The organism is Alkaliphilus metalliredigens QYMF, from assembly GCF_000016985.1.
Classification (GTDB): Bacteria; Bacillota; Clostridia; order Peptostreptococcales; family Natronincolaceae; genus Alkaliphilus_A; species Alkaliphilus_A metalliredigens.
In genome coordinates this window covers 1,090,301-1,113,240 of sequence record NC_009633.1, presented here as the reverse complement: position 1 = coordinate 1,113,240, position 22,940 = coordinate 1,090,301, and the positions used below count along the sequence as shown (strand labels likewise).

The 22,940-nt window shown below is 35.6% G+C and carries 20 protein-coding genes and 2 pseudogenes; 7 read left to right on the top strand and 15 right to left on the bottom strand.

Going from position 1 to position 22,940, the window contains the following annotated elements:
* The first annotated feature begins 13 nt into the window (after nucleotides 1-13).
* Entirely contained in the window at nucleotides 14-1,783 is a 1,770-nt protein-coding gene (locus AMET_RS05245; protein ID WP_012062317.1) for a M3 family oligoendopeptidase, read from the top strand.
* 97 nt (nucleotides 1,784-1,880) lie between these two features.
* On the opposite strand, the gene AMET_RS05240 is transcribed toward AMET_RS05245, so the two are convergent.
* The 7 genes from AMET_RS05240 to AMET_RS05215 all read right to left on the bottom strand — a co-directional run bounded on the left by AMET_RS05240 (nucleotide 1,881) and on the right by AMET_RS05215 (nucleotide 9,051).
* A complete protein-coding gene (locus tag AMET_RS05240; protein WP_041720385.1) occupies nucleotides 1,881-2,090 on the bottom strand; it encodes a hypothetical protein in 210 nt (69 codons plus the stop codon).
* A 247-nt stretch (nucleotides 2,091-2,337) separates the two neighbouring features.
* Complete coding sequence (locus AMET_RS05235) at nucleotides 2,338-2,745, bottom strand: hypothetical protein (RefSeq protein ID WP_012062316.1); 408 nt, start codon at nucleotides 2,743-2,745, stop codon at nucleotides 2,338-2,340.
* A gap of 183 nt (nucleotides 2,746-2,928) precedes the next feature.
* Complete coding sequence (locus tag AMET_RS25590) at nucleotides 2,929-3,087, bottom strand: hypothetical protein (RefSeq protein ID WP_012062315.1); 159 nt, start codon at nucleotides 3,085-3,087, stop codon at nucleotides 2,929-2,931.
* A 39-nt stretch (nucleotides 3,088-3,126) separates the two neighbouring features.
* On the bottom strand, nucleotides 3,127-3,903 hold the full coding sequence (locus tag AMET_RS05230) for a helix-turn-helix domain-containing protein (protein ID WP_012062314.1): 777 nt from the start codon (nucleotides 3,901-3,903) through the stop codon (nucleotides 3,127-3,129).
* Between the two features lie 460 nt (nucleotides 3,904-4,363).
* Nucleotides 4,364-7,669 carry an insulinase family protein gene (locus AMET_RS05225; protein WP_012062313.1) on the bottom strand — a complete coding sequence of 1,102 codons (3,306 nt, stop codon included), beginning with the start codon at nucleotides 7,667-7,669 and terminating at the stop codon, nucleotides 4,364-4,366.
* Nucleotides 7,670-8,273: 604 nt separating this feature from the next.
* Entirely contained in the window at nucleotides 8,274-8,513 is a 240-nt protein-coding gene (locus AMET_RS05220) for a hypothetical protein (RefSeq protein WP_012062312.1), read from the bottom strand.
* Between the two features lie 163 nt (nucleotides 8,514-8,676).
* On the bottom strand, nucleotides 8,677-9,051 hold the full coding sequence (locus AMET_RS05215; protein ID WP_049765188.1) for a reverse transcriptase domain-containing protein: 375 nt from the start codon (nucleotides 9,049-9,051) through the stop codon (nucleotides 8,677-8,679).
* On the opposite strand from AMET_RS05215, the gene AMET_RS27305 reads away from it, so the two are divergent.
* Together AMET_RS27305 and AMET_RS05210 are read left to right on the top strand one after the other, a co-directional pair.
* Complete coding sequence (locus AMET_RS27305; RefSeq protein WP_198135392.1) at nucleotides 9,000-9,353, top strand: DUF5372 family protein; 354 nt, start codon at nucleotides 9,000-9,002, stop codon at nucleotides 9,351-9,353. The genes AMET_RS05215 and AMET_RS27305 overlap by 52 nt on opposite strands.
* A 258-nt stretch (nucleotides 9,354-9,611) precedes the next feature.
* Nucleotides 9,612-11,669 (top strand): recombinase family protein, encoded by a 2,058-nt coding sequence (locus AMET_RS05210; RefSeq protein WP_012062311.1) that lies wholly within the window; start codon nucleotides 9,612-9,614, stop codon nucleotides 11,667-11,669.
* On the opposite strand, the gene AMET_RS05205 is transcribed toward AMET_RS05210, so the two are convergent.
* Nucleotides 11,627-12,070: a reverse transcriptase N-terminal domain-containing protein gene (locus AMET_RS05205; protein WP_012062310.1), complete on the bottom strand. Its 444-nt coding sequence runs from the start codon at nucleotides 12,068-12,070 to the stop codon at nucleotides 11,627-11,629. The genes AMET_RS05210 and AMET_RS05205 overlap by 43 nt on opposite strands.
* Nucleotides 12,071-13,075: 1,005 nt before the next feature.
* A complete protein-coding gene (locus AMET_RS05200) occupies nucleotides 13,076-13,618 on the bottom strand; it encodes a CPBP family intramembrane glutamic endopeptidase (protein ID WP_012062309.1) in 543 nt (180 codons plus the stop codon).
* A 251-nt stretch (nucleotides 13,619-13,869) separates the two neighbouring features.
* Here AMET_RS05200 and AMET_RS27300 point away from each other — a divergent pair, with 251 nt between their 5' ends.
* The gene (locus AMET_RS27300; protein ID WP_408626399.1) at nucleotides 13,870-14,079 is read left to right on the top strand and encodes a DUF6431 domain-containing protein; all 210 of its coding nucleotides are present in this window, start codon (nucleotides 13,870-13,872) and stop codon (nucleotides 14,077-14,079) included.
* Between the two features lie 738 nt (nucleotides 14,080-14,817).
* Here the strand turns inward: AMET_RS27300 and AMET_RS05195 are convergent.
* Complete coding sequence (locus AMET_RS05195; RefSeq protein WP_012062308.1) at nucleotides 14,818-15,036, bottom strand: hypothetical protein; 219 nt, start codon at nucleotides 15,034-15,036, stop codon at nucleotides 14,818-14,820.
* A 340-nt stretch (nucleotides 15,037-15,376) separates the two neighbouring features.
* A pseudogene (locus tag AMET_RS27295) lies at nucleotides 15,377-15,580 on the bottom strand (response regulator transcription factor); the annotation flags it as partial.
* 148 nt (nucleotides 15,581-15,728) lie between these two features.
* Between AMET_RS27295 and AMET_RS05190 the strand changes: the two are divergent.
* Complete coding sequence (locus AMET_RS05190; protein ID WP_242661392.1) at nucleotides 15,729-16,373, top strand: hypothetical protein; 645 nt, start codon at nucleotides 15,729-15,731, stop codon at nucleotides 16,371-16,373.
* A 271-nt stretch (nucleotides 16,374-16,644) separates the two neighbouring features.
* Here AMET_RS05190 and AMET_RS05185 read toward each other — a convergent pair whose 3' ends face one another.
* From AMET_RS05185 to AMET_RS05170, 4 genes and pseudogenes are all read right to left on the bottom strand, one after another.
* A complete protein-coding gene (locus tag AMET_RS05185; RefSeq protein WP_012062307.1) occupies nucleotides 16,645-17,148 on the bottom strand; it encodes a hypothetical protein in 504 nt (167 codons plus the stop codon).
* Between the two features lie 89 nt (nucleotides 17,149-17,237).
* Complete coding sequence (locus AMET_RS26820) at nucleotides 17,238-17,363, bottom strand: hypothetical protein (RefSeq protein WP_278184237.1); 126 nt, start codon at nucleotides 17,361-17,363, stop codon at nucleotides 17,238-17,240.
* A gap of 526 nt (nucleotides 17,364-17,889) precedes the next feature.
* Complete coding sequence (locus tag AMET_RS05175; RefSeq protein WP_012062305.1) at nucleotides 17,890-18,126, bottom strand: hypothetical protein; 237 nt, start codon at nucleotides 18,124-18,126, stop codon at nucleotides 17,890-17,892.
* A 353-nt stretch (nucleotides 18,127-18,479) separates the two neighbouring features.
* Nucleotides 18,480-20,019 (bottom strand): annotated as a pseudogene (locus AMET_RS05170) (IS1182-like element ISAme2 family transposase).
* A 605-nt stretch (nucleotides 20,020-20,624) separates the two neighbouring features.
* Here AMET_RS05170 and istA point away from each other — a divergent pair.
* Both istA and istB read left to right on the top strand, forming a co-directional pair.
* A complete protein-coding gene (gene istA / locus AMET_RS05165) occupies nucleotides 20,625-22,193 on the top strand; it encodes an IS21 family transposase (RefSeq protein WP_049765184.1) in 1,569 nt (522 codons plus the stop codon).
* Complete coding sequence (istB, locus tag AMET_RS05160; protein ID WP_012062302.1) at nucleotides 22,181-22,924, top strand: IS21-like element helper ATPase IstB; 744 nt, start codon at nucleotides 22,181-22,183, stop codon at nucleotides 22,922-22,924. The genes istA and istB overlap by 13 nt, the downstream gene beginning before the upstream one ends.
* The last annotated feature ends 16 nt before the right edge of the window (nucleotides 22,925-22,940 follow it).

Sequence of the window (22,940 nt, the reverse complement as noted above, 5' to 3'; positions counted from 1 at the left end):
AGGTTCTTTATCAATGAATTTGTATTGGAGTTTAAAGGAGCTTTATCAATCGTTTGAAGACGAGCAATTTAAAAGGGATTTAAAGCAGGTTGACAATTTTATTGAAACCATGGACCAATGGTCTCAAACAGAGCTGACAACCCATGAACATGCCATCTCGAAACTAGAAGAAGGCATTAATCAATCCCAAGCATTGGATCACGTTTTTTCTAAGTTATATGCGTTTACAGTGCTTACATTAAGCGTAGATGCTAAAAACAATCAGGCACAACAAGTGCTCGATAGCTTGCAGCAAAAAGAAACCAAACTCACAAAATCAATTGTAACCTTTGAGAGGTGGATAGGTGGTTTAGACAACCTATCAGAGCTCATTGTTTCTTCTGATACATTGAAAGAACACCACTTCTTCCTCAGTGAAATTCATGACAAAAATCAGTATTTATTAAGTGATGAAGAAGAAATACTCATCTCTAAAATGAAAAATACAGGCTCTAAGGCCTGGTCTAAATTACAGGAACTGTTAACCTCCACTTTACTAATTGAGATCAACGTAGATGGTGAAACTAAAAAATTGCCCTTACCCGTGGTTCGAAATATGTCCCATGATTCAGATGTATCAGTTCGAAAAAGTGCCTTTGAGGCAGAATTAAAAGCCTATGGTGACATAGAAGAGTCTTCGGCAGCTGCACTAAATGGTATCAAGGGCGAAGTCTTTACCTTATCTGAACTCAGAGGCTATGATTCTCCTCTAGCTGAAACCCTGATACAAAATCGCATGGAGTCAAATGTATTAGATACAATGCTTGAGGCCATGAGGGAAAGTCTTCCTAGCTTTCAACGTTATTATCGGAGAAAGGCGGCTCTATTAGGTCACCAAGGTGGTCTTCCCTTTTATGACCTTCTGGCACCCATGGGCAGTGTGAATAAAAAATTCTCCTACGAAGAGGCTCGAGACTATATTGTTACAAACTTTAGATCCTTTAGTGATGAATTAGCAGACTTTGCCCATCATGCCTTTGAAAGCCAATGGATCGATGCAGAACCAAGACAAGGAAAGCGTGGTGGGGCCTTTTGCTTCAACCTCCATCCCATTAAGGAAAGCCGTATTTTAGCTAACTTTACAGGAACATTTAGTGATGTTACCACCCTTGCCCATGAATTGGGTCATGCCTACCATGGTTATTGCCTAAAGGATGAAAGTATTTTAAATAGTAACTACCCCATGCCGATTGCGGAAACTGCTTCTATTTTCGCTGAATCCGTTGTGGTCAACGCCGCCCTAAAGGAAGCAAATGATGAGGAAAAATTAAACCTACTAGAGGAATCCATTTCCTCCGCTGGTCAGGTGATTGTGGACATCTATAGCCGTTATCTATTTGAAACAGCTGTTTTTGAAAAACGAAGGGATTATTCCTTATCAGTAAAAGAATTTAAGGAACTCATGGTCTCGGCACAGAAGGAAGCCTATGGAGATGGGTTAGACCATCGTGTACTTCATCCCTATATGTGGGTTAATAAGCCCCATTACTATAGTGGCAGTCGAAGTTTTTATAATTTTCCCTACGCCTTTGGATTATTATTTGCAAAGGGTTTATATGCAGAATACTTAATACAAGGTGATGCTTTTATCCCTAAGTATAATGAGCTTTTAACAGCCACAGGCAAACTTCCTATTATAGATGTAGGGAAAATGGTAGGAATTGATGTGACTTCTATAGAATTTTGGAGAAATTCACTAAAGCTTGTAGAACGAGATATTGAACAATTTATTGCATTAAGTTAATAATAAATCAAAACGGCTGTAAATAACAGTCGTCAGATCATCGACAAACCCACAAGTTTTAACATCCCATACAGATACCCTTATATAAGGGTATCTGTTATTTGCTAAGGTATCTTTTATTATAAAAAGTAATACATTGGTAAGCACCCATGAATACTACAGTGTATATTCCTACATCTACTAGAAACTTGCCTATCGCAAAGCTCTCTGTATAAACATTATAATCAAAACCAAGTTTAAAATATATAATTCTAGTTATAACATAAGTAATAATAATCGTTAGAATTAATATTGTTTTATTTTTCATTGTATAGTCCACCTCCTGATATTGAACTCACATTCCGCTGAAGTAGATACAAATTTTTAAAAGAACCTAAAAATCAAGCGTAGCGCAACTCTATTGGGGCTTCCAATGTTGAAAAAGTACCGGTCCACAGTATCCCGAACCATTTTATAAAAAAGTACAACAAATTCAGGTAGAGCAGTTATCGCTGTCTATTATTTTTTATGTGCTCAGGCCTAATTGCTGCTTTTAAAACACTCTCTTATAATGGTTATTTCTTTGGTTTTTTTAGAGTAAGTACTCCAAATCCACTCAAAAATATAAACGCCATTTGACCAAACGCCATCACCCATCCATCCCATCGGATTATGATTGTTATCGACACGATAAGTACTACTATTAGTCCATAGCGATCTATCCATGACGAGCATTTCAACATTTTTGTATTTTCTTCTGATTTTCCACTTGCTTCTTTAACATCATCTTCTTTGTTCTCCTTTTCGACGAAAAAAAATGAAAATAAACGCTCTCTCAGTTTTTCAATCACTTCCATCGAAATTAAGTATGGAATCAGTGGAACAAGCAGTAACATAATAGAAAATCCTATAGGAATAAACAAAAGAAGTGGCGGTAAGAATAAGACTGCTAAAAAAATGTATAGAAAAACGTCTTTGGTCATTTTATCACCTCAAGTCCCCAAGTCTTTAAAAACAATGCATCTAATATTATAAAAAAACATTGTTAATTAACCCTACCCCAAGTGCGTACTAAAAGGGAGGCACTTCAATTAATGCATAGTCTTTTGACATATCCTATGATAATGATACCTAGATGGCGGCTATACAAGCTGCACCACAATCGGCTATGTCGCGTTGCTTGATGCAATGATATTTCTTGAACATCTAATCACCTTTATTTCCATATTTATTATTTGTTCTTCATTTGTTGCTTCAATCTTATGGATTATCGTTACGACTAGTTTCTTTTTGTCTATTTTTACTAAATATGTATATTTTACCATCAATGTCCTGAGAATACCACTACCCGTTCAGGTAGTTTTTTATTCTAAAGAAACTACTTTTACATGTAATGCTTTAATAATAGCTTCTCTACTAGAACGTACATTCAATTTGCTAAAAATGCTTTTCTTATGATACTTTACTGTATTGATACTCACATGCAGCTCTTTTCCAATTTCGTCTTCGGTATAACTTTTTATCATCAGTTGTAAGATTTGTAATTGTTTCGTTGTTAATTTTGATGATTCTCTTTTAAACGCTTTCTCTATATTTTTTATTTGCTTTTTATATTCTTCTATTATTTTATAGGGTAGTAGTTCCGTAATCGTAATCATTTCTTCTGTAATTTTTTGGTTTATTGTGGACACATCTAGATATCCTATGATTTCATCATCCACATTCAGAGGAATTGCAAAGCAATACAAACCTTTTAAATGTTCACTATAGTGCTCTTCTGGGCGCATATGTACAGGTTTTTCCAATTGTATTGCCATAGAAATAGCATTGGTCCCGTAGCTTTCTTCTACAAAGGATATCCCTGGCTTAATTTGCAACATTTCTTTTTCTCTTCCTATTTGGCCACTTCTTTCAGTTGCTAATAAGATTCCTTGTTGATCGACAAGAAAAAAAGCATACTCTTCTTTAAAAATATTTTTAATACATACAACAGCATCTCTAAAGCTTGAAACAAGTAGTTTATTTTCATTTAATAATAATTTTATTTTTTCATTACGTAATATTATACGTGGAATTGAAATTTGGGGTGATAATCCGATCTCCTCACACCTCTTCCATGACTCCTGCACTTCCTTTTTCATATTAATTTTCCGCCTTTATTCTATTTTGTCATATACTACAGAGCAATATCTGGTATTATACATGTGGCTGCTTTTCACTCTACATCAGAGCTACATTAGACAAACTTTAATTTATTCCTTCTAAAATCGTTTTACATAATTCGCCATAACTTGCATGGTAGCTTCAGTTTTTTTAAGACATAAATAATCTGTCCTTGTTTGCAAAATCATGGCCATTTGGTAATTTTTCTACTTATAAAGATCATTTTCTTTAAAGTTATACTTTTATTTCATATACATCATTTTTTCGATATAGATTATAGACGAAAAAAATATTACCAATTAACGAGATCAAAACGACTGTAATCACAGCCGTTTTGATCTCCATTACTTGCTTATAGGATTTGACGAATGATGAAACTGTCTGTATAGATTAAGAACTTTTCATGAAATTTACGGTGGATGTATTAATATTTATATTCTATTGCTCCTGCTGAAGCATATAAAAAAATATCTCAAATACTTCTCCCGGTACATAGATTTCATTATCCTTGGATCGGATTTCTCCTTGTAAATGATGTTCATAGTCGTTGATCACAATCAATGTTGTATTCACATAAAACAATAACTTAATATTTTCTACTTCTACAATAGCTATGGGATTTTCAGAATTTTCATTATCTATTGTTAAAGTTACCCCGAATTCTTTAAAAGTTTCTATAGCTGGGAAGTATTCAATCTGCTGTTCCGCTCCCGATTTTTCACCGAAAACATTAACCACACTATCAAATAAGTGTACATTTTCTTGGATTTTCGTCTCGTCGCCTACCACAACATATTGGTTTTGATTTAGGACATCCTCCATCATCTGTGCAAAATTCCTTATATCTTCTGCTGTAGTTTGTAGAATCTGCTCTTTGATCTTTTCTACATCCCCATGGGTCCTTTGTGTCATATAGAGCATATCCTGCATTGCCCCTTTATTCTGTGGACTTAATAGAGGATCGTATTCTCCTAAGGTTCCAATAATATAATTCAGCATTTCCTCCTCATCTGCGTCAAATTGCCGCAAGAAACTTGGTATGGCATCAAAAACATCTAATGTTTCTTTTAAGTTAGGATCTCTATAGGAATAAAGGAGCACTTCTCCTGTATCGCCGATATATATACTACTACCATAAGCCCCACCAGAAACCCTCACTTGATTCCATAAATATTCAGTAGAAAGAATTTGTGTAAGGACATCCATTTTACCACTATACTCATATCCTAAGTCCTTGAAATTCGCTCCCTTTACCACACTTTGAAGCTGCTCTGCATTAATAATACCCTCATTTCCACTAGGCGTAGTAAAGCTATAGGTCTGCCATGGTTCATCTACCGTCTTTAATGTTGCTTGGAATGGCAAAAATGCTTTTTTAAAGATTTCATATTCATCTTCATCTACAGTAATTCCAACAAGTAAGTTTTCCTTTTGAAACACTAACTGATTTATTTCCTTTAGGTTTTCTAGAACTGCTTTGGGGTTACTTTCTAACATCTCTTCAATTTCGCACAGAAAGAAATAAAAATCCATCCCACTTATGCTGGCTTCATATTGATTTGCCTGAGACTGTTTCCTTACCAATTGTGTTTGTGCCACAGCAATTCCATTACTATTTAAGCTAGATTCCATATCCGTCTTTAACTGACCTACTAACTGCTTGATCCTATCTACATTTTCAAACTTTCCATTATGCATCATTTCCTCTAAAACTGCAAACCCATTTTCTAGCTCATCTACAACAGTGTACATGGACATGATTAATTTCGGAGAATATTCATGATTATTTTTGAAATTCGAAACAACATTCGTTCTAAAATTTAATCCTCCTAACCGATTATGCATTTCATTAGATAACTGCTGATAGCTGTAGTTCTCTGTATCTATACTCCCAAGTAGTCTAGTTAGCAAAGAAATATACGGTATTTGCTCCTGTGGTACTTTCGTGGTATCAAAATACATGTTCACATATGCAATTCCATTTGTAAATAATGGATGTGATAAAATTGTAACTTCCTCTAGTTTCTCAACATTTAATTTAACGATTTCCTGCTGTTGCTGTAAATCATCTAACGATAATTTAGGTAAGGTTTGTATTGCTTCTTCAGAATTGGGTGTCTCCTTCCATTTCTCCAATGCTTTTGTTTGTTGTACTAACGCATGTATTTCTTCTTCTGAAAAGTTGTCTTTTATTTGCTGTAATTCTGCCTTCAACGCCCTTCCTTTTTCTGCTTCTAGACCAGCTACAGGCTTCATCATCACTAAAGAGCTGTGGGTATTATCCAGTAAATATTCTTGTATTAGATTTTCAAAATAGTTTTCATCTATTTTATTTTTAATACTATTTAATGTATCCTCAAAGGAAAGATATAATGTTGGATCATGGTCATATAGCCATGTGTTTAAAACCGCATCGTGATATCCAAGCCCTCTGTTGGCATTAGACGCTTCTGTGCGCATGGAAATTTCAAGCGTATTGAATATAGCATCAATGAGTTCACGATCGATTCCATTTCTAACTATTTCTTCTAATGTTTGTTGAACAATTTCCTCGAAATCCTGGCTTTTTTGATCATTTGCATTTTCAATAATAATACTGAAGCTAGTCTGTAACCCCGTAGAATTGTAGCTACCAAATACATTAATTCCCATTTCTTCTCGTAGCAGTGCACTTCGTAATGGTGAAGACTCTGTTTGCATTAATAACGCATTTAAAATAGAAAATCCTATCGTGGTCTCTTTATTATTAGTTTCATCTACAGCATAATTTAAGCTTAAATAGGTTTTATTTTGAACATCTGTATTTTGGGGTAATGTATATTCAATCGTATGATAAGCTCTTTCAGTAAAGGACTTTTGTTTCAAAACAGAAGATTGTATTTCCTTATTTTGAAATGTACTTAAATATTCATCATTGATAAATTTCAAGGTATCCTGCAAATCTAAATCTCCATACAAATAAATATAGCTATTAGATGGATGATAATAAGTGTCATAAAAATCGATTAATGCTTCATAGGATAACTGTGGAATCATTTCTGGCACACCTCCCGAATTATAGGCACGGGGAGTATCGGGAAACAACGACTTCTGATTTTCCCTAGACAAAACACTAAAGGGATTAGAATAAACTCCCTTCATTTCATTGTAAACAACTCCATTATAGATAAGCTCGTCTTGGAAATTTTTCAGCGCAAAATGCCAACCTTCCTGCATAAAGATCTTTTCTTCCTTCAAAACTTTCGGAGCAAATACTGCATCTAAATACATATCCAATAAATTTCTGAAATCCCTATCATTTCTACTGGCTGCCACATAGGAAGTATGCTCTGGATAAGTAAAGGCATTTAAAAAAGTATTTAAAGAACGTTTATTCATTTCTATGAACGGTGATTTCACAGGAAACTTTTCAGAACCGTTTAGTACAGAGTGCTCTAAAATATGAGGGATCCCAGTATCATCTGATGGCGGTGTACTAAAGCTGATACTCAAAACTTTATTACTGTCATCATTATCTAAATGAATTAGTTGCGCACCACTTTGCATATGTTGAAAAAGCCTTGCTTGGCTATCAATCTCTTCTACATATTTTTCCTCCATAAGCTGAAATCCATTATACACTTTGTTAACTTCATAACCTTGTTCTGCGTGAACCTGTATCGGTACAAATGAAAGTACCATAGCAAGTAATAAAATCCATGCAATATTTCTTTGAAGACCAATTGCTTTTAACATTTTTTCCATTTCATTTCCTCCTCGTTAACATTAGCTATTTTTATTGGATAAGTTAGCTTTAGTGCTGTTGAGTATACAAACAACGTATTTTTTTACCATTTTATATATTTTAATACTTATTTTACTATATTTTCCCTCAAAATACCACTACCTAATCGGGTAGTTTTTATTCTATTCATCTACTTTATATCCTGAACTCATGTTACCCCCCCCCTTTTATCTTAAGATAACAGTTGACACTACCAGTCCCTGTATCAGGCTTTTATTCATGAGTAATAATCCATACTGTGCGCGCATAGAAAAAAACTCTCCGCGAGAGTTTTTTTCTAATTACTTTTTAAACTGCTTAACAGCCTGGAAGATATATCCTGAGTTTGACAATTAAAACTATGAAAACACGTCTAAACGTTAAAATTCAGGCGTATTTTTATGCCTTATCATCTATTTTATCGTTGTATTTGTGGCGTAACTTAAATTCCCGATAGAGCTGTAACTAGGTTACAATTCTATCGGGTGTTTAGGATAATAAGCATCAGCGAAAAACAACGTTAAAAATACTACAGGAATACTTTTTTCTCGAAAGTAATTTCCAAAATATTGCTTAGGTTAACGCCTATGATTTATAAAAATAATTTATAAGACCAAACAATGCTATAGCAGAAAAACCAATAAATCCACTTACTCCTAATCTACCAATCATTAAATCTGCTGTCATATATAACCATACAATAACTATACATATTATTAAAATAAACTGAAATACTTTTTTAACAATATCAATTTTTTTCATATTTCCACGTCGCATTTCTATAATTCTATTTTTTATAATGTATAGAAAAATGTCTTTGATCATTTTATCCCTCCCTCAAGTCTTCATAAGCAATATATTTAACTCAACTTTCCCACCTTAAATCAAGAAACAAACCCATCAAACACCAAGTGAAATGTATTATTCTACACAGAAAATCGCTGCATAGCGTTAACACACGAAGGGAGGAAGGTTTATCTTAGGAAATTCAATTTCGTGTCTTGACAAGCGTGCACATTATACCTTGAGGTGTGTCGTACTTAATTCCTGCTTCCATTATTCCTGCTCTAAGCATGCTTGCTATGAGTCTTTTTAGATTTTTGTCCTCTATCATATGCTCTATGAATTTCATCATCCATCCATGTTCTACATTGTCAAAGAATCCTTTGATGTCCGCATCCACTACGTATTTAATATGTTCTTTGTTTATTATTTTATCTAGTAGTTTCAATGCATCGTGACATCCTCGATTGGGTCTAAATCCAAAAGAGCACTCTAAGAAATCTCGCTCATATATGGCATTTAGTATCTTTGTCAGGGCAGATTGTATTAACTTATCTTCATAGGCAGGCAGGGTCAGCACGAATTACACAAAAACTCAATCCCCTTTTAGGAAGTCTTACAATTACTCATCCATTTCATCCTTTATGTGGACAAAATTATGACATCCTTGAAGTAAAAAAATTCAACGGTTTGCAAAGATATTCTTTGCGTACGGATTCTGGTGTCATATGTGTCCCTGAGTCTTGGACGGATCGGCAAATACACAAGCTGGATTCTCACATGACTCATTTTGATGCATTCACCCTAAAAGAATTAGCTCAACTTCTTCAAAGCTTAGAAGTATCCGTAAATCTTTTTGACAAATCTAAGCAAGAGGAATAAATCTTACTATGGCTACTAATGCTATTAATGAATTGAAAATACTTCCACCTTAGAGTTCAAAGAGGGTACGTCACAAATACTACACTCGTTGTCCTCAATAAATACTGTGATTTGTAGAAAGGATGCTTATGATGTCTAGTTCAACATTAATAGCTTTAGTAGGGAATGATGTTTGTAGGGCAGACGAACTTGTTACTATTGTTGCAAATTTAGTTCGTTCTTGTCTGGCTGCAATGCATAAGGAGGAACAAGAACATAATGATATCAACATCGAAAGTGAGAGCAGAACACTTGAATCGAATGGCGATTGTTTATATCCGACAATCAACTTTGACCCAAGTTCGTTACAATCAAGAGAGCACCCAACGCCAATATGCACTTCAGGAGAAAGCTTTAAACCTTGGGTGGACCCAGGAACAAATTCAGATCATCGACGAAGACCTTGGAATTTCAGGTTCGGGGCGATCCCTTCGACAGGGATTTCAGCAACTCGTCGCACAAGTCTCTTTGGGTCAAGTTGGAGCCATTTTTGGTCTCGAGATTTCCCGACTAGCACGCTCTTGTGCAGATCTCCTGAGGCTTTTGGAACTCTGTGCGCTATTCAACACAATTGTAGTGGATGAAGACGGCATCTATGATCTTAGCGATTTTAACGACCGTCTCATTCTTGGATTCAAAGGGACAATGAGTGAAGCTGAACTGCATTTTCTTCGTTCCCGCATGCTCGGTGGGAAGAAGAATAAAGCTAAAAAGGGTACACTGCGTTTTCCGCTACCTGTAGGTTATGTCTACGATATTGATGGTCAAACAGCTCTAGATCCTGACGAAGAGGTCCAAATTGCTGTGCGCAATGTCTTCCACGCTTTTCAAGCCAGTGGCAGTGCTTATGGTGTCGTCAAGTTTTTTGCTAAAAACACGCTTCGTTTTCCTAAACGAGCTTATGGAGGCGCATGGGCTGGGAAACTTGTTTGGGGAACTCTTACCCACAGCCGAGTTCTCGGAATTTTGTATAATCCAAGCTATGCTGGAGCTTATGTATATGGGCGCTATCATGATCAGAAGAGTGTAGATCCTCAGGGGTTATTTATCCACCATACCATTCGTCTACCTATGGAACAATGGGAAGTCCTTATCCCTGATCATCATCCGGCCTATATTACATGGGAAAACTACGAAAAAAATCTCAAACAGCTGCAGAATAATCGTACCAATCTTGAGCGAAGTGGTCCAGCTCGAGAAGGTACTGCTCTACTTCAGGGTGTGGTGCTGTGTGGGAAATGTGGCCGGCGCATGACTGTTCGCTATACGGGCAATGGTGGTATTTATCCTGTATATGAATGTAAAGGAAGGTGGGAGCATGGTCTTCGAGCTACATGCACCACAGTTCCAGCTACAATAATCGATCAAGTTGTCACAACCAGGCTTATGCAAATCATTCAACCAGCAGAATTGGACCTTGCCCTTAAAGTCACGGATAAACTGTTAAAAGGAGAAGATGATGCCGATAAAGGATGGTCTTTGTCTTTGGAACGTGCAAAGTATGAAGCTAACCGTGCAGAACGCCAGTACCAGCAAGTAGAGCCTGAAAATCGTTTAGTTGCACGCAGCCTCGAAGCTCGATGGAACGAAAAACTTACAGAGTTAGCGCAAATTCAAGAGCAATATGCACAATACAAATCTCGTCAAAGTTGGCAACCTACTGAAGAAGATAAAGCTCAAATTCTTTCTTTGGCAAAAGAATTGCCTCGTATTTGGTATGCAGCTACTACTACAGCTAAAGATCGAAAACGTATATTGCGGATGCTCCTTGAAGATATCACTATATTTGCAGAAGCAAGACAATCTGATATTCGGCTGGGTCTACGATGGAGAAATCAATCTCATGAAGAAATTAATGCTACAAAACCTCTGCCGAAATCAATGGCTCGCAAACACACGCCAGAAACGGTAGAACTGGTCCGAAAATTATCTGATACAATGACTGACAGTCGAATTGCAGATTACTTCAACGAATCCGGCCACCATACACCAGAAGGAAAATTGTTTACAGTCGATTCCATCAAGTGGATTCGATATTCACACAAGATAAAAAGGCTTTCTATGCAACAGCAAGGGTTATCTGTAAAAGATGTAGCCGAACAATTCAATGTCGCACCTGGTGTCGTCTATTACTGGATTAAACATGGTATTTTAGAGGCAAAAAAATTCGCTCCAGGTTGGCCTTGGAATATTCAATTAGATAAACAAAAAGAAAAAGAATTGAGAGAATGGGTTCAAAAGTCGGGACACTTGTCAAAAATGACACAGGGTCTCTGAAGAACCTTTTCAAAACCAAAAACAGTCTTGGGAGGTGTGCAGTATGAATTCACCGTGGGTATACCGAGAGGTCGTTTTTCTTTCTTACCAAACTTCTCAATATATATTCTTTTAAGAGGGTTTGCATGGTACGAACTTACCTCAAGTTTTTGTATTGCTGTTGTCTTATCTCCATCGTTTTTCCATAACACACCATCAATTCCTGGTGTATTCTTACCTTTGTTTGTCACCACTCTTTTTATAGCTATTGCTTTTGCGTAGAATGAGTGAGTCAATAAATACTGTAGTCTTTTAATCAATCTCCATTTGTTCTCCAATGTTGCCTTTACAATCCTGATTTGTAGTCTATTAACGTATTCTTCTGCTTGATTCCAGTCTATTTGACTCCATTTCATTTTCATACGTCTACATTGTCCTCACTTTCGTGTCGTTGAACCTGATGCATTCATAGATTCCTTATCTTTCATGTAATCGATACGCACTGGAAGTCTGCCCTTTTTCAAGTGGGACAAATTTTGAATCCCTATCCTCAGCATTACACTAAGACTTTCGCTTTTTCCAGTATCCTCTACCTTCTGGGCATTGTACATCTCTTACGATTTGCCTACCTTTTCAGGAGCACATAAGGTTTACCTTGTTCCGCAATTAGAATAATTATGATGTGTTTAGATTCTGCCTATAAACCGGAGGTTCTCTGTCCTTCCCAACACAGTACCATAGTAATTACTGTGTCCCTGCCCTCGTACCATTTTGGTTAAGGTGTATCATTCACATTTCACCTTTTATCGCTGACGATTCTTACGGCAATTCACATTTGTTAACCATGCACATCTTTTCCTAGCAATAGAATAGTTGTGACTACTATTGTTTTCGCATTGTCCCGATTGCTTTACACCATTCATTACTTACTAGGCATTTATCGGTAGGAATACCACGGGATGGATGTGGTAGTACTCATGTACAATTCTAATTGCAACTTTCAAGTCGCACACTATGCAGTAATCCGACTCCCTGCTGCATTGGACTTCCTTGCTTTGTTATCGCTTGGTTAGTCCTACTTTCTCTGTGTAAAGAGCTAACAGGGTCTCCCACGTTGACGCACCATAACTATGTTTATCATGCCAAGGTCACTGACCCCGGGGAAGCCAATATATTCTCGCTTAGCGAATATATTGATGTTGTTTTCTACTCGGTTCACAGTATTAACCTTCCCAATGGGGATTTCGAGGCTCAATCCCTTCAACTTTCGCTTTCGGCCTACTAACTTGCTGTCTACGCTTAACATCATAGGTTACCCGATGATGTCCAAGACTCGCTATGAGTGATTTGCTAAATCTTTCTCAGCGGGGTTCCCACCCGCTATATGGTGCACCCTTCGTGGCGCACGAACCGTCCCTTTGATTTTCTTATGTACTAATGAGTAGAAGAATAGTTGTCATTAGATTCCTTAATCCATGTATAGATGTAACAATCCAAAATGGATAGTAGTTTTTTTCTAGGTATATATAATATGAATACGCTAGTATTATCCCAATTAATGATGTTTCAATCACACGAATGATATTGTAGGTATGTCCTAATCCAAAAAAAACTGCTGATATCAATATTGTTATCATAGGCTTTTCCTTTAAAAAGTTAGTTTTTCTTAGATACCTAATTGGAACCATTTGAAATACTGCTGTTTCAACTATAGGAGCAAGAACTACTGTAAGAAGGATAACTAAAAGGAGCCCCTCATTATGGAATACATCAATACTGTCATTATTAAAAGTACCGCGATAGCCAAATTTTTTTTCTATTAACAGCAGAACGGGAATAAACGAAAAGAGTATTAGATATGAAAATACTGTCATAAGAGGTACAAATATCATTGGACTTAAATTAATCAGCCAGTTATGAATACCTAAAAATTTTTTCCTTATTTTTTTTATCATATTCTCACGAAACATTAATGACTCCCCTTCTTCTTTAAGTGTTTAAGACGGCCCCAAATGACCGTTTGCTGACGAACTTGCCTGACCAAGAATTGACGGATATAATGACCATAACAATTTTTGAAAAAAGAAAGACGCCCCTGTTCGATAGACTGCTTCCGTTAGCAAGTCTCAGGGACGTCTCACACAACTCCTATGATAATTCTAACAGAATACGAGTTGAATAAACACCCTGGAAACCAGTATTCTTTTAGGAGTTTGGAGCTATTTATCTGTCACTGCTGCCAATCGACCCAAGAAAAGTCCTTGGAAGCCGAAATCGCAAGGTTCGTGAGACCGAGAAGACCAACGGAGGCCTTCAAGAGAAGGTGTTACGCATCCGACGGCTTCAGTGTCAAAATTGCCTGAAGACCCATCACGAACTTCCGGATCGTCTTTCGAGAAATGTCTATTTCCCTGTGAATATTCCTCTGTGATTTCCCTTCTCTAAAATGTTTTAATATAATTTCTTGTTTTTGCACTAAAGGGATCATCCCCTTAGCCCCTCCTATGAAGTTTCATAGGGTTAATTGTACTTCCTCTGGGGCATTTTTCAACTAATATGGTGGGGTATTTTTAGATTATCATAAACAACGGATCCGTAATCAGCTTATCAGACAGAAATGTCAGTCTTTCAAGTGCGAAGTCTGGGCTTCAAGGAGCGAACGATATCCTCTATCTAATCAGTAGATTATACACCTAAGCGTATGATCTTGCAGGCTTTAAAGGTTTATCAGTTACCTTTATCAATCTAAATACATTATACAAGGATGTAGGTAACGCCATTGTCATTGATAGTTTCCGACAAGCCGGGACAGGACAGACCGGGATATTTTTTCAGAAGGAGCACTGGATACCCATCTATGCCTATTCCGGTGGCGTAGTTCGTCTCATTAACAAAGTAGCCACTCGCTGCCTGATCTATGGAGTGCAAAGTCAAAAGCCCATCATTGTCAATCACATGGTCAACCTAGTTAGCGGTGGAGAAATCGCATAACGTGGATGCCCTCAAAGTGTTGAACTTTCTTTTGATCTTGACCGTTTTTCTCCTTTCCGGGAGGATGGGGTTCTCCGATTGCAAAATCCGGCAGCTTTCGGTCAGTATTGGCCGTCTGATTCCGGTCAGCCTACGATAGCAGTCACACACATTTAAATCAATCTTTTGCTTTCCTACTTTATTGAATAGTAGTGCTAAATATTTTGTAAAAATCAGTTTGTTTCATAGGATCATCAGCAGAAGGCCCTTTCTTGAAGTTTTCCCATATTTCGGCTCTGTTATCACGAACCCAGTTAATCCCTTCTGCAAGCACATAACTCTTAATAAAGTCTATAGCCCATTGTTTTACTCCTCCATCAACCTTCATCATTTCATCTTGCGTCATTTCTTTAAACATATTCAATTTCCTCCTTTTGATTTGTTTTTCGCAGATTCACTTTTCTTTAGTAGAGACTAACACTTCATCCATCCATTCCCCGGTAAACTTCTGAACAAAATATTTACTATGTAAATCCGTATTTTTGTTTCTATATATTATAATTCCCGCCCTACACAACCTTTTCTCCCATAAAAAGGTTTTCTTATTTACTTAGCTATGGGAACAGCGTGAAATAATATGTATAGCAGGAAGTTACAATCCAAGATAGAATCTAAAGTAGTTCTTCTTATTATGTAAATTTTACCATAAATTAAGGGGTAGATTCATCCCCCTCTGGCTAAAAACAGGGGTGATTTTTCTACCCCTCCTTAAAATTTTTTTTCTCTTTCTCTAAAAAGCTCTTTAAATACTTATCATAGTTTTTTAGGCTTTTCCCTAATATTTCATTCAACAAGTCCTTGCATTCTTCTAAACTATTAACACCTAGTTTATTATAGATATTTTTGATATGGGTTTTAACCGTTTGTGGTGAAATATTTAATTTTCTGGCTATTTTATTGTTATTAACACCACTTTACAAGTAATGTAGTGATTCAAAAATAATTCCATAAAATAACAAAATCAGACACCTTAATCCTAGGAGTACTAATCTTAGCATAAATCAAAACCCCTAGGAGGCGCCTGATATGATTAGTATTTCCAGTAATTCGATGAAACAAACATTACACCAATATTTAATGCAGTATAGATCAGTTTTCAAGAAGCGGAGCTTTGATATTTTCTACTGGCTCATTATGGGAATCCTCTGCACAGAAGAAGTAAGATCTATACAATTTGTTTATGATAGTTTCATCAAGAAACACACCGATAAGGTGCTGAATTCAATATATTACTTTTTATCCTATTCAAAATTTCCAATAGAAGCCCTAACCACTATCACAGTTTCTATCGCTTTATCCTTGATACCAGAAAAATTAAGACAGAACACCTTATTTATAACAATTGATGATACTCTTCAAGCAAAATACGGTGCTAAATTTGATTGTTATGTTAAACATTTTGACCATACAAAAAAGAATGGAACCAAATATCTTAATGGTCATTGCTTTGTATCTGTGGTGTTGAATATTCCTTTATATTACCAAGATAAAGCGAAGTACTTAAGTATACCAATAGGCTATCGCCTGTATTCAAAGGAGCAGAACAAACTTGAATTGATCAAAAAAGCTGTAGGCGTTCAAATTACAAAAGAATTAATATTTGACAGTTTTGTATTGAGCTTCGAAAGTGCTAAAATTTATTCTACAATTAAAGAATCTGCTCAGGGCTTCCTCAATAAGGATTGGGTAGCTTAATCAAACTTATAAACTGGTGTAATCTTAATATATTGAATACTATAATCAATAACTGAACTTTCGCAGCGGAATTCCCCAAGTAAAGCTCTGATATGACTTGGCTGTGAATGTATTCAGTTGTTGAGTTGACAAGAAATTCGACATACTTTTATCTAAAACATATCACTCCACCCTTGTAAATTAAAATGTTATTAACAATTCCGTCCTTGGGCTTTTCATTCAGTTATTTTCCAACCCCTTCACTAGCACAGATGATTTACCTCATTTTAAGCTACTCGTTCTCTATAAGTTTTTTCAGTTCTTTCACGGTTCTGTAGTTGTATCCATTGCCAATAGCTGCAAACCAGCTTCGTGGTCTTGCCTGAATCACAATCTCTGTTGTTTCGTTAAAGGCTGTTATTTTAATGATTATTTTGTTATCCCATGTTTTTGCCTGGATTAGCGTTCCATTACCATGCCTCTTTAATTTATTCTTTTCAATGGTATATTGTGTCAGGTAAAGTTCGCATATTTCCTGAACTTTTTCTACTGGAAGTTGCTGTAAAACTCTTTCCTGTTGAACTACCTTCATCATTTGTTCGGTTAGTTCTGACACTTCAATAGTTTTTCTGATTGTGTCCAAATCTCTATCCGTATTAGTTTTAGAGGTGATTACACCAGCTATTGCTAAAACAGCCCAAATTTTTAAGTCAAGTCCCAAGGTAGTTGCAATAAAGAATACTATATTGAATTTTATGTAGTTAACAAGATACTGCCTGAAATATAACTTTTTCATATCTATCCTCCTTAGAAATGCTTTTCATTTTGTTCTATAAAGCCTGCCCTTTTTTGAAGAAGAGCAGGCTTTAGTATTTCACCTTTATCTTATCTAGTCATTAAATCTGCTGCACCACCAGCAACAAGACCATGCCAAACTTTCCCCCCCGTTATGATAGCAGCTACTCCTGCAACAATTATTTGCCCTTCCCGGTGCGCTTGTTCTGCTGACATATTTTCTTCTCTTCTGTCTCTCCTTCTTGTGTATCCCCCATTAACTTCCGAATTAGTAAGACAAACAAAGCTTACCCTTGTCTTGTGGAACATTTATGATAGATATTGAAACCAGATATATAGTTGATTTAATTAATTCTATTCTCCCAAGATTTCTAATATTTTTCTTTAATATTTTTATAATTAAAAATTATTTTCTTTAACTTGCTTAAACAAAAAATTATAATTATCCATAATATATGAAACAATTCAGTACTAAGAACAAAATAGGAAGCTATTAATTGAACAATACCATAGCTGATGAAACATATAATCATACCTATGTGTACTTTTTTTATTTCTTTCATCTTTGCACTCCTTGCAATTATTAATTATTTTAAATAATATAAACATTGTAGAGATTTAATAATCAAGTGAAGTCAAAAATCAACTTCACTTGATCCTATACTGTAAACATCAACTAAGAGACCATACAATATTTACACAGAATATATCTATTGAATGAATTCTCCCAATTTAATAACCCTTAATTATTTGGGTGAGCATTTATTAAATCAGCATTTGACGACTTTTTCCAGCTATCTGCATAGTCTGGACTCGTTACATGATCATAATATTTATCAGCCGCATATACTGTTCCAGCTACCACATACCCATTTCCTCCACTTAGCACTGCAGCAAAAACACCCATAGTAGTGGTTACTTCTAATTTCCCTCCACCATTAATAACAGAAAGATCTTCTTGAGTCATTTCTTTAAACATATTCAATTTCCTCCTTTAATTTTGTTTACAGATTCACTTCTCTTTAATAATCCCAACACCTCATTCATCCATTCCGCGGAAAACTTCTGAACAAAATATTGAACTATGTAAATCTGCTCTTTTAGTTTATCTATTATAATCCCTACCCTACACAACCTTTTCTCTCATCAAAAGGTTTTATCGCTTACTTTGCTTTGAGATAGCTACAAGCTTTGAAAATCACAGAAATCACAGGGACGGTTCTTTCGATTAAGTGATGGAGATAAGAGTCTGTACAATACCTACAATCTTAAATTTTAACGATTAATCAACAGAACCATCCGGGACCAGTGAAAAACTGGTCCTTTTTTTCGTTAAATCGCAAGAAATTTCGACAAATCCGAAAAATAGTCTGTCATTTCAAAAATACCCTTAAAATTAGATAAAAAAGAGGAGATTATTGCTGCTATCCTCTTAATATTTACCGCTATTGCAGCTAGCTTTGATTGTTTTGACACACTTATTAAACCATATCCTCTTGCTCGATGTAGCCCATGAAATCTTTTGAGTTCGGCATTTTTACCTTCAATAGAAGCTCTCTTTTTATATTGTTCCTTGAACTCATCTGTTTTCTGATACTGCGATATTTCATAAAATTCTGAAGCATTTAAACCTACTATAAGTATTTTTCTGGCGCTTTTTTTAGCACATTCATCATGTTTAGGACATGCTTTGCATTGACTCATTTCAAAATAGTATTTATAACCTGCTCTTTCTCTTGCTTTACTTTTATATTTATAATGCTTTTTATTTATGGTTGTATTTCCTTGACTACACTGCCATTCATCTGAGTCTTTGTTATATGTATACTCACTTTCATCAATTCTGTAAGCGGATGTACTAACTGGTATGAAAGCTTTTGCTTTCATTTCTTTTATATCATCTAATATTGATTTTCTAAAATATGCTTTATCTCCATAAACTTCTTCAACAGCTATGCCGGTTTTCTTTGTTTGGTCCAGCATTTCTTTTACATGGTTACCATCTGGATACGCTCCATCGGCTGTATTTATCGAGGTGATAATTCGTTCATCTGTTGTCATAATAAATTCCGTTTTAAACAAAAAAATCTTGCGTTTTACTTTTACGTCCAACTCTTGCATCTACATCTATTAATGAGCGTATCCCTTTTTGATTGATAAACTTGGGATCATTTAATATATCTTTAGCCTGTTTAATTACTTCTGCTGTTTTTTGCTCGTTAGTAGATATATTTCTCTCTGCTTGATCAATTACAATTTCTAGGTATTCTTTCATTGCAGCTTTTGCCTCTTTATGATCTGTAATTTCTTTATAGTCTGGCACCTCAGGTATACCTTCTAGATCTTGGGATGTTTCTTCTCCATATGTCTTGATGATTTTTCTTCCTAAATGCTTCATTAATCGTTCTGGAGTTTTCTTTATTGTATTCGCCTCTATATGGGTAGCATCAATACTTACACTCTTTCCCTCAACGATTCCTTTTACTACACATTGTCTTACGATTTCTGTGGTGATTTCATCTAGCGTTGACTGTCCAAGTCGTTGTGTTCTGAATTTAGATAAAAGACTTTTATCCGGAAGAGAATCTTCTGGATTAATACCAATAAAGTACATATATGCTAGGTTTAAACTCGCTTCTTCTTTGACCTTTTCATCTGATAGATTATATAAATGCTGCAAAAAAAGTAACTTGCACATCAATTCCGGTTCTTTCGCAGGTCGTCCAAATTTTTTGCAATAGCTATTCTCTAGTAAACCATTGATAAAGCTAAAATCTACTACTGAATCTATTCTTTTTAGTATATGATTTTCTGGTATTTTATTATATAATGATGAGTGAAAAGATATTTGCTTTGGCTTTAGTCGAAGCATATTACCCCCTATTGGTTGTATTTGGTCGTACTTATATTATACCATATATGGGGGTTTTCATCTGATCAAAACTAGTGAATTCAATACTTTCACTAGTTTTTATACGTTTTCAAGCAAAAGCTAGTATCATATTATTAACTCTTTATAAGAGACTTTTTCACTGATCCCGAACCGTCCCCTTGATTGGATTTCGTTGCGACAGCGCCACCAGTACCTCCTCTTTCTTGTCTTTCCTATATTTCATTATCTTTTACCCCTGAAAAATGTTTATCTCATTATTCTATATAAGCTTAAATCAGCTCCTGCGTATATAAATATACTCCAACACCTGCATTAATTACGGTTAGCAATAACCCTATGAGGATAAAATGATGCCTATTTTTGCTTTTTTCTTATTAGATGACTTTCTACTTATTGATGCTAAATATTAAACCTAATACTCCTATTGGCAATCCTCAAATTCGCAGGAGTGCAGTGGTGTAACTGGTAAAATAAAAGGGAGAGATTTTGGCAAACAAAAACGGAGAATAATTTCCAATTTACTACAATAATAATATCCCTTCTGGTAGAATTAGTTAGCTAGTGACACCAGAGGAGGAATGAAATTGAAGGAGTGGAATATGTTTGCTGAAATCCAAGGATACAAGTCCAAAGGACTGAATAAATCACAGGTAGCAAGGAGGCTGGAGATCGACTATAAAACAGTACATAAATATTGGGATATGACACCAGATGAATTTGCAAGCTTAAGACAAAGAACTGAATCTAGAGAAAGGAAGGTGGACAAATATAAGGACGAAGTCTTAGCATGGATTAGAGAACATAGGGATTTATCAAGTGCTCAAATATATGATTGGCTAGAGGAAAAATATCATGTGCTGGACTTTAAGGATAGAACTTTACGACTATATGTCAATCACTTAAGGGAAGAACATAAGCTCCCTAAAGTAGTTTCAGCAAGGCAATTTGAGGAGGTGGATGAGCTTCCTATGGGATATCAAGCACAGGTTGACCTGGGCCAAATATGGCTAGATAAACCTGACAAAACAAGAATCAAAGTATATTGCTTTGGTATGGTTTTATCCCATTCCAGACATAAATACATCTATTGGATAGACAAGCCCTTTACTACCCAGACATTCATTGAGGCCCATAATAAAGCCTTTGAATATTTTGGAGGAATGCCTAAGGAGGTTGTTTATGACCAGGACAGAGTCCTAGTGGTATCAGAAAATCATGGAGATATCATATACACAGAAGGATTTCAAAACTATATTAATTCCCTTAAGTTTAAAGTGTACCTTTGCAGGGGTTATGACCCACAGAGTAAAGGGAAAATTGAAGCCGTAGTGAAATATGCCAAGTATAATTTTGCAAAGAATAGAACATTTGTAGATATTGACTCATTTAATGATGATTCGCTGAAATGGTTAGAAAGAAGAGGTAATAAAAAAGTCCATGAAACAACAAAGAAGGTACCGGCAGAAGTGTTTGCCCTGGAAAAGGAACACTTAAAGCCAATACCCACTCTATTTGTAAACACAACTAATACAAATAGTTTAACCTATCTCGTTAGAAAAAACAATACAGTTTTTTACAAGCAAAATAGATACCAAGTCCCTACGGGAACCTATTCTCCAGGGAAAGAGGTTAAATTAATTATTAAGAAAGATACCATGGAAATTAAGAACCAAGATACAGAACAGTTAATTATTGAACATAAAATCAGTCAGGATAAAGGAAAATTAGTGAAAATAGAGCACTATGATAGGAATGAGAGTAAACACTGTACAAGTCATGAAATCTACAACAAAGTGTTAAAAAGCTTAGACCATACTGAAAAGGCTAATGAATTTGTTGATGTATTAAAAATAGAGAAGCCAAGACACTTTAAAGATCAATTTGCCCTAATAATGAATACAGTAAAAAACCAAGACAAATCAATTGTTCAAAGGGCATTAAGCTACTGTATTGAAAGGAAATTGTTTAGCGCAGGGCTCTTGAAGGATGCCATACAGTACTTAAAACTTGAAGAAAACAGACAACTAAATAAGAAGTACTTTAAAGCTGACATAACTACTCCTTCAAAATATCAGGATTTAAAGCCTCAAGTACGAGATATTAGAGAATACATGAGTGCCCTGAAGGAGGATAAAAGAAAATGGAAAAATTAGAATCAATAAAGGATCACGCTAAAAAACTCAAATTGAACTACTTAAATACCAATGCAGATTCCATCGTTGAAAATGCTGACATAAACAACATTTCATATCAGAATCTTTTACTGTCAATATTAGAAAACGAAGTCGATCTCAGAGAGAAAAAGGCCCAGGAACGCAGAGTTAAGGCTGCAGGCTTTCCGGTACTTAAGACAATAGAAGAGTTCGATCTAACCTTTCAAAGATCGATTACCCAAAGACAAATCAATAGTCTTATTGAGATGGACTGGATAGATAGAATGTATAATCTAATACTTTTAGGCCCTCCAGGGGTAGGTAAAAGCCACTTGTGTATTGCATTAGGGTACAAGGCTGTAGAGATGGGCTACAAGGTTAGCTTCACCACCATGGACAATCTGATGCACTGTTTAAAAACACAGGAGATATCAAGAAAAAGCAAAGGGAAAATCAACAATGTTTTATCTTCTAGTCTTCTGATCATCGATGAGCTAGGTTACCTCCCCATATCAAGAGAAGAAGCGAACTTGTTTTTCCAATTAATATCAGCCCTTCATGAACAAACATCGTTAATTATTACCTCCAACAAAGGGCTTGAAGATTGGACCGAGTTATTAGGGGACCCCGCTTTAACCACGGCAGTGTTAGATAGAATCACTTACAGATGTGAGCTATTTAATATGACAGGTAAGAGCTATAGATTAGAACATCGAGAATCATTGTTTTAATAGATGAAGGAGGCGA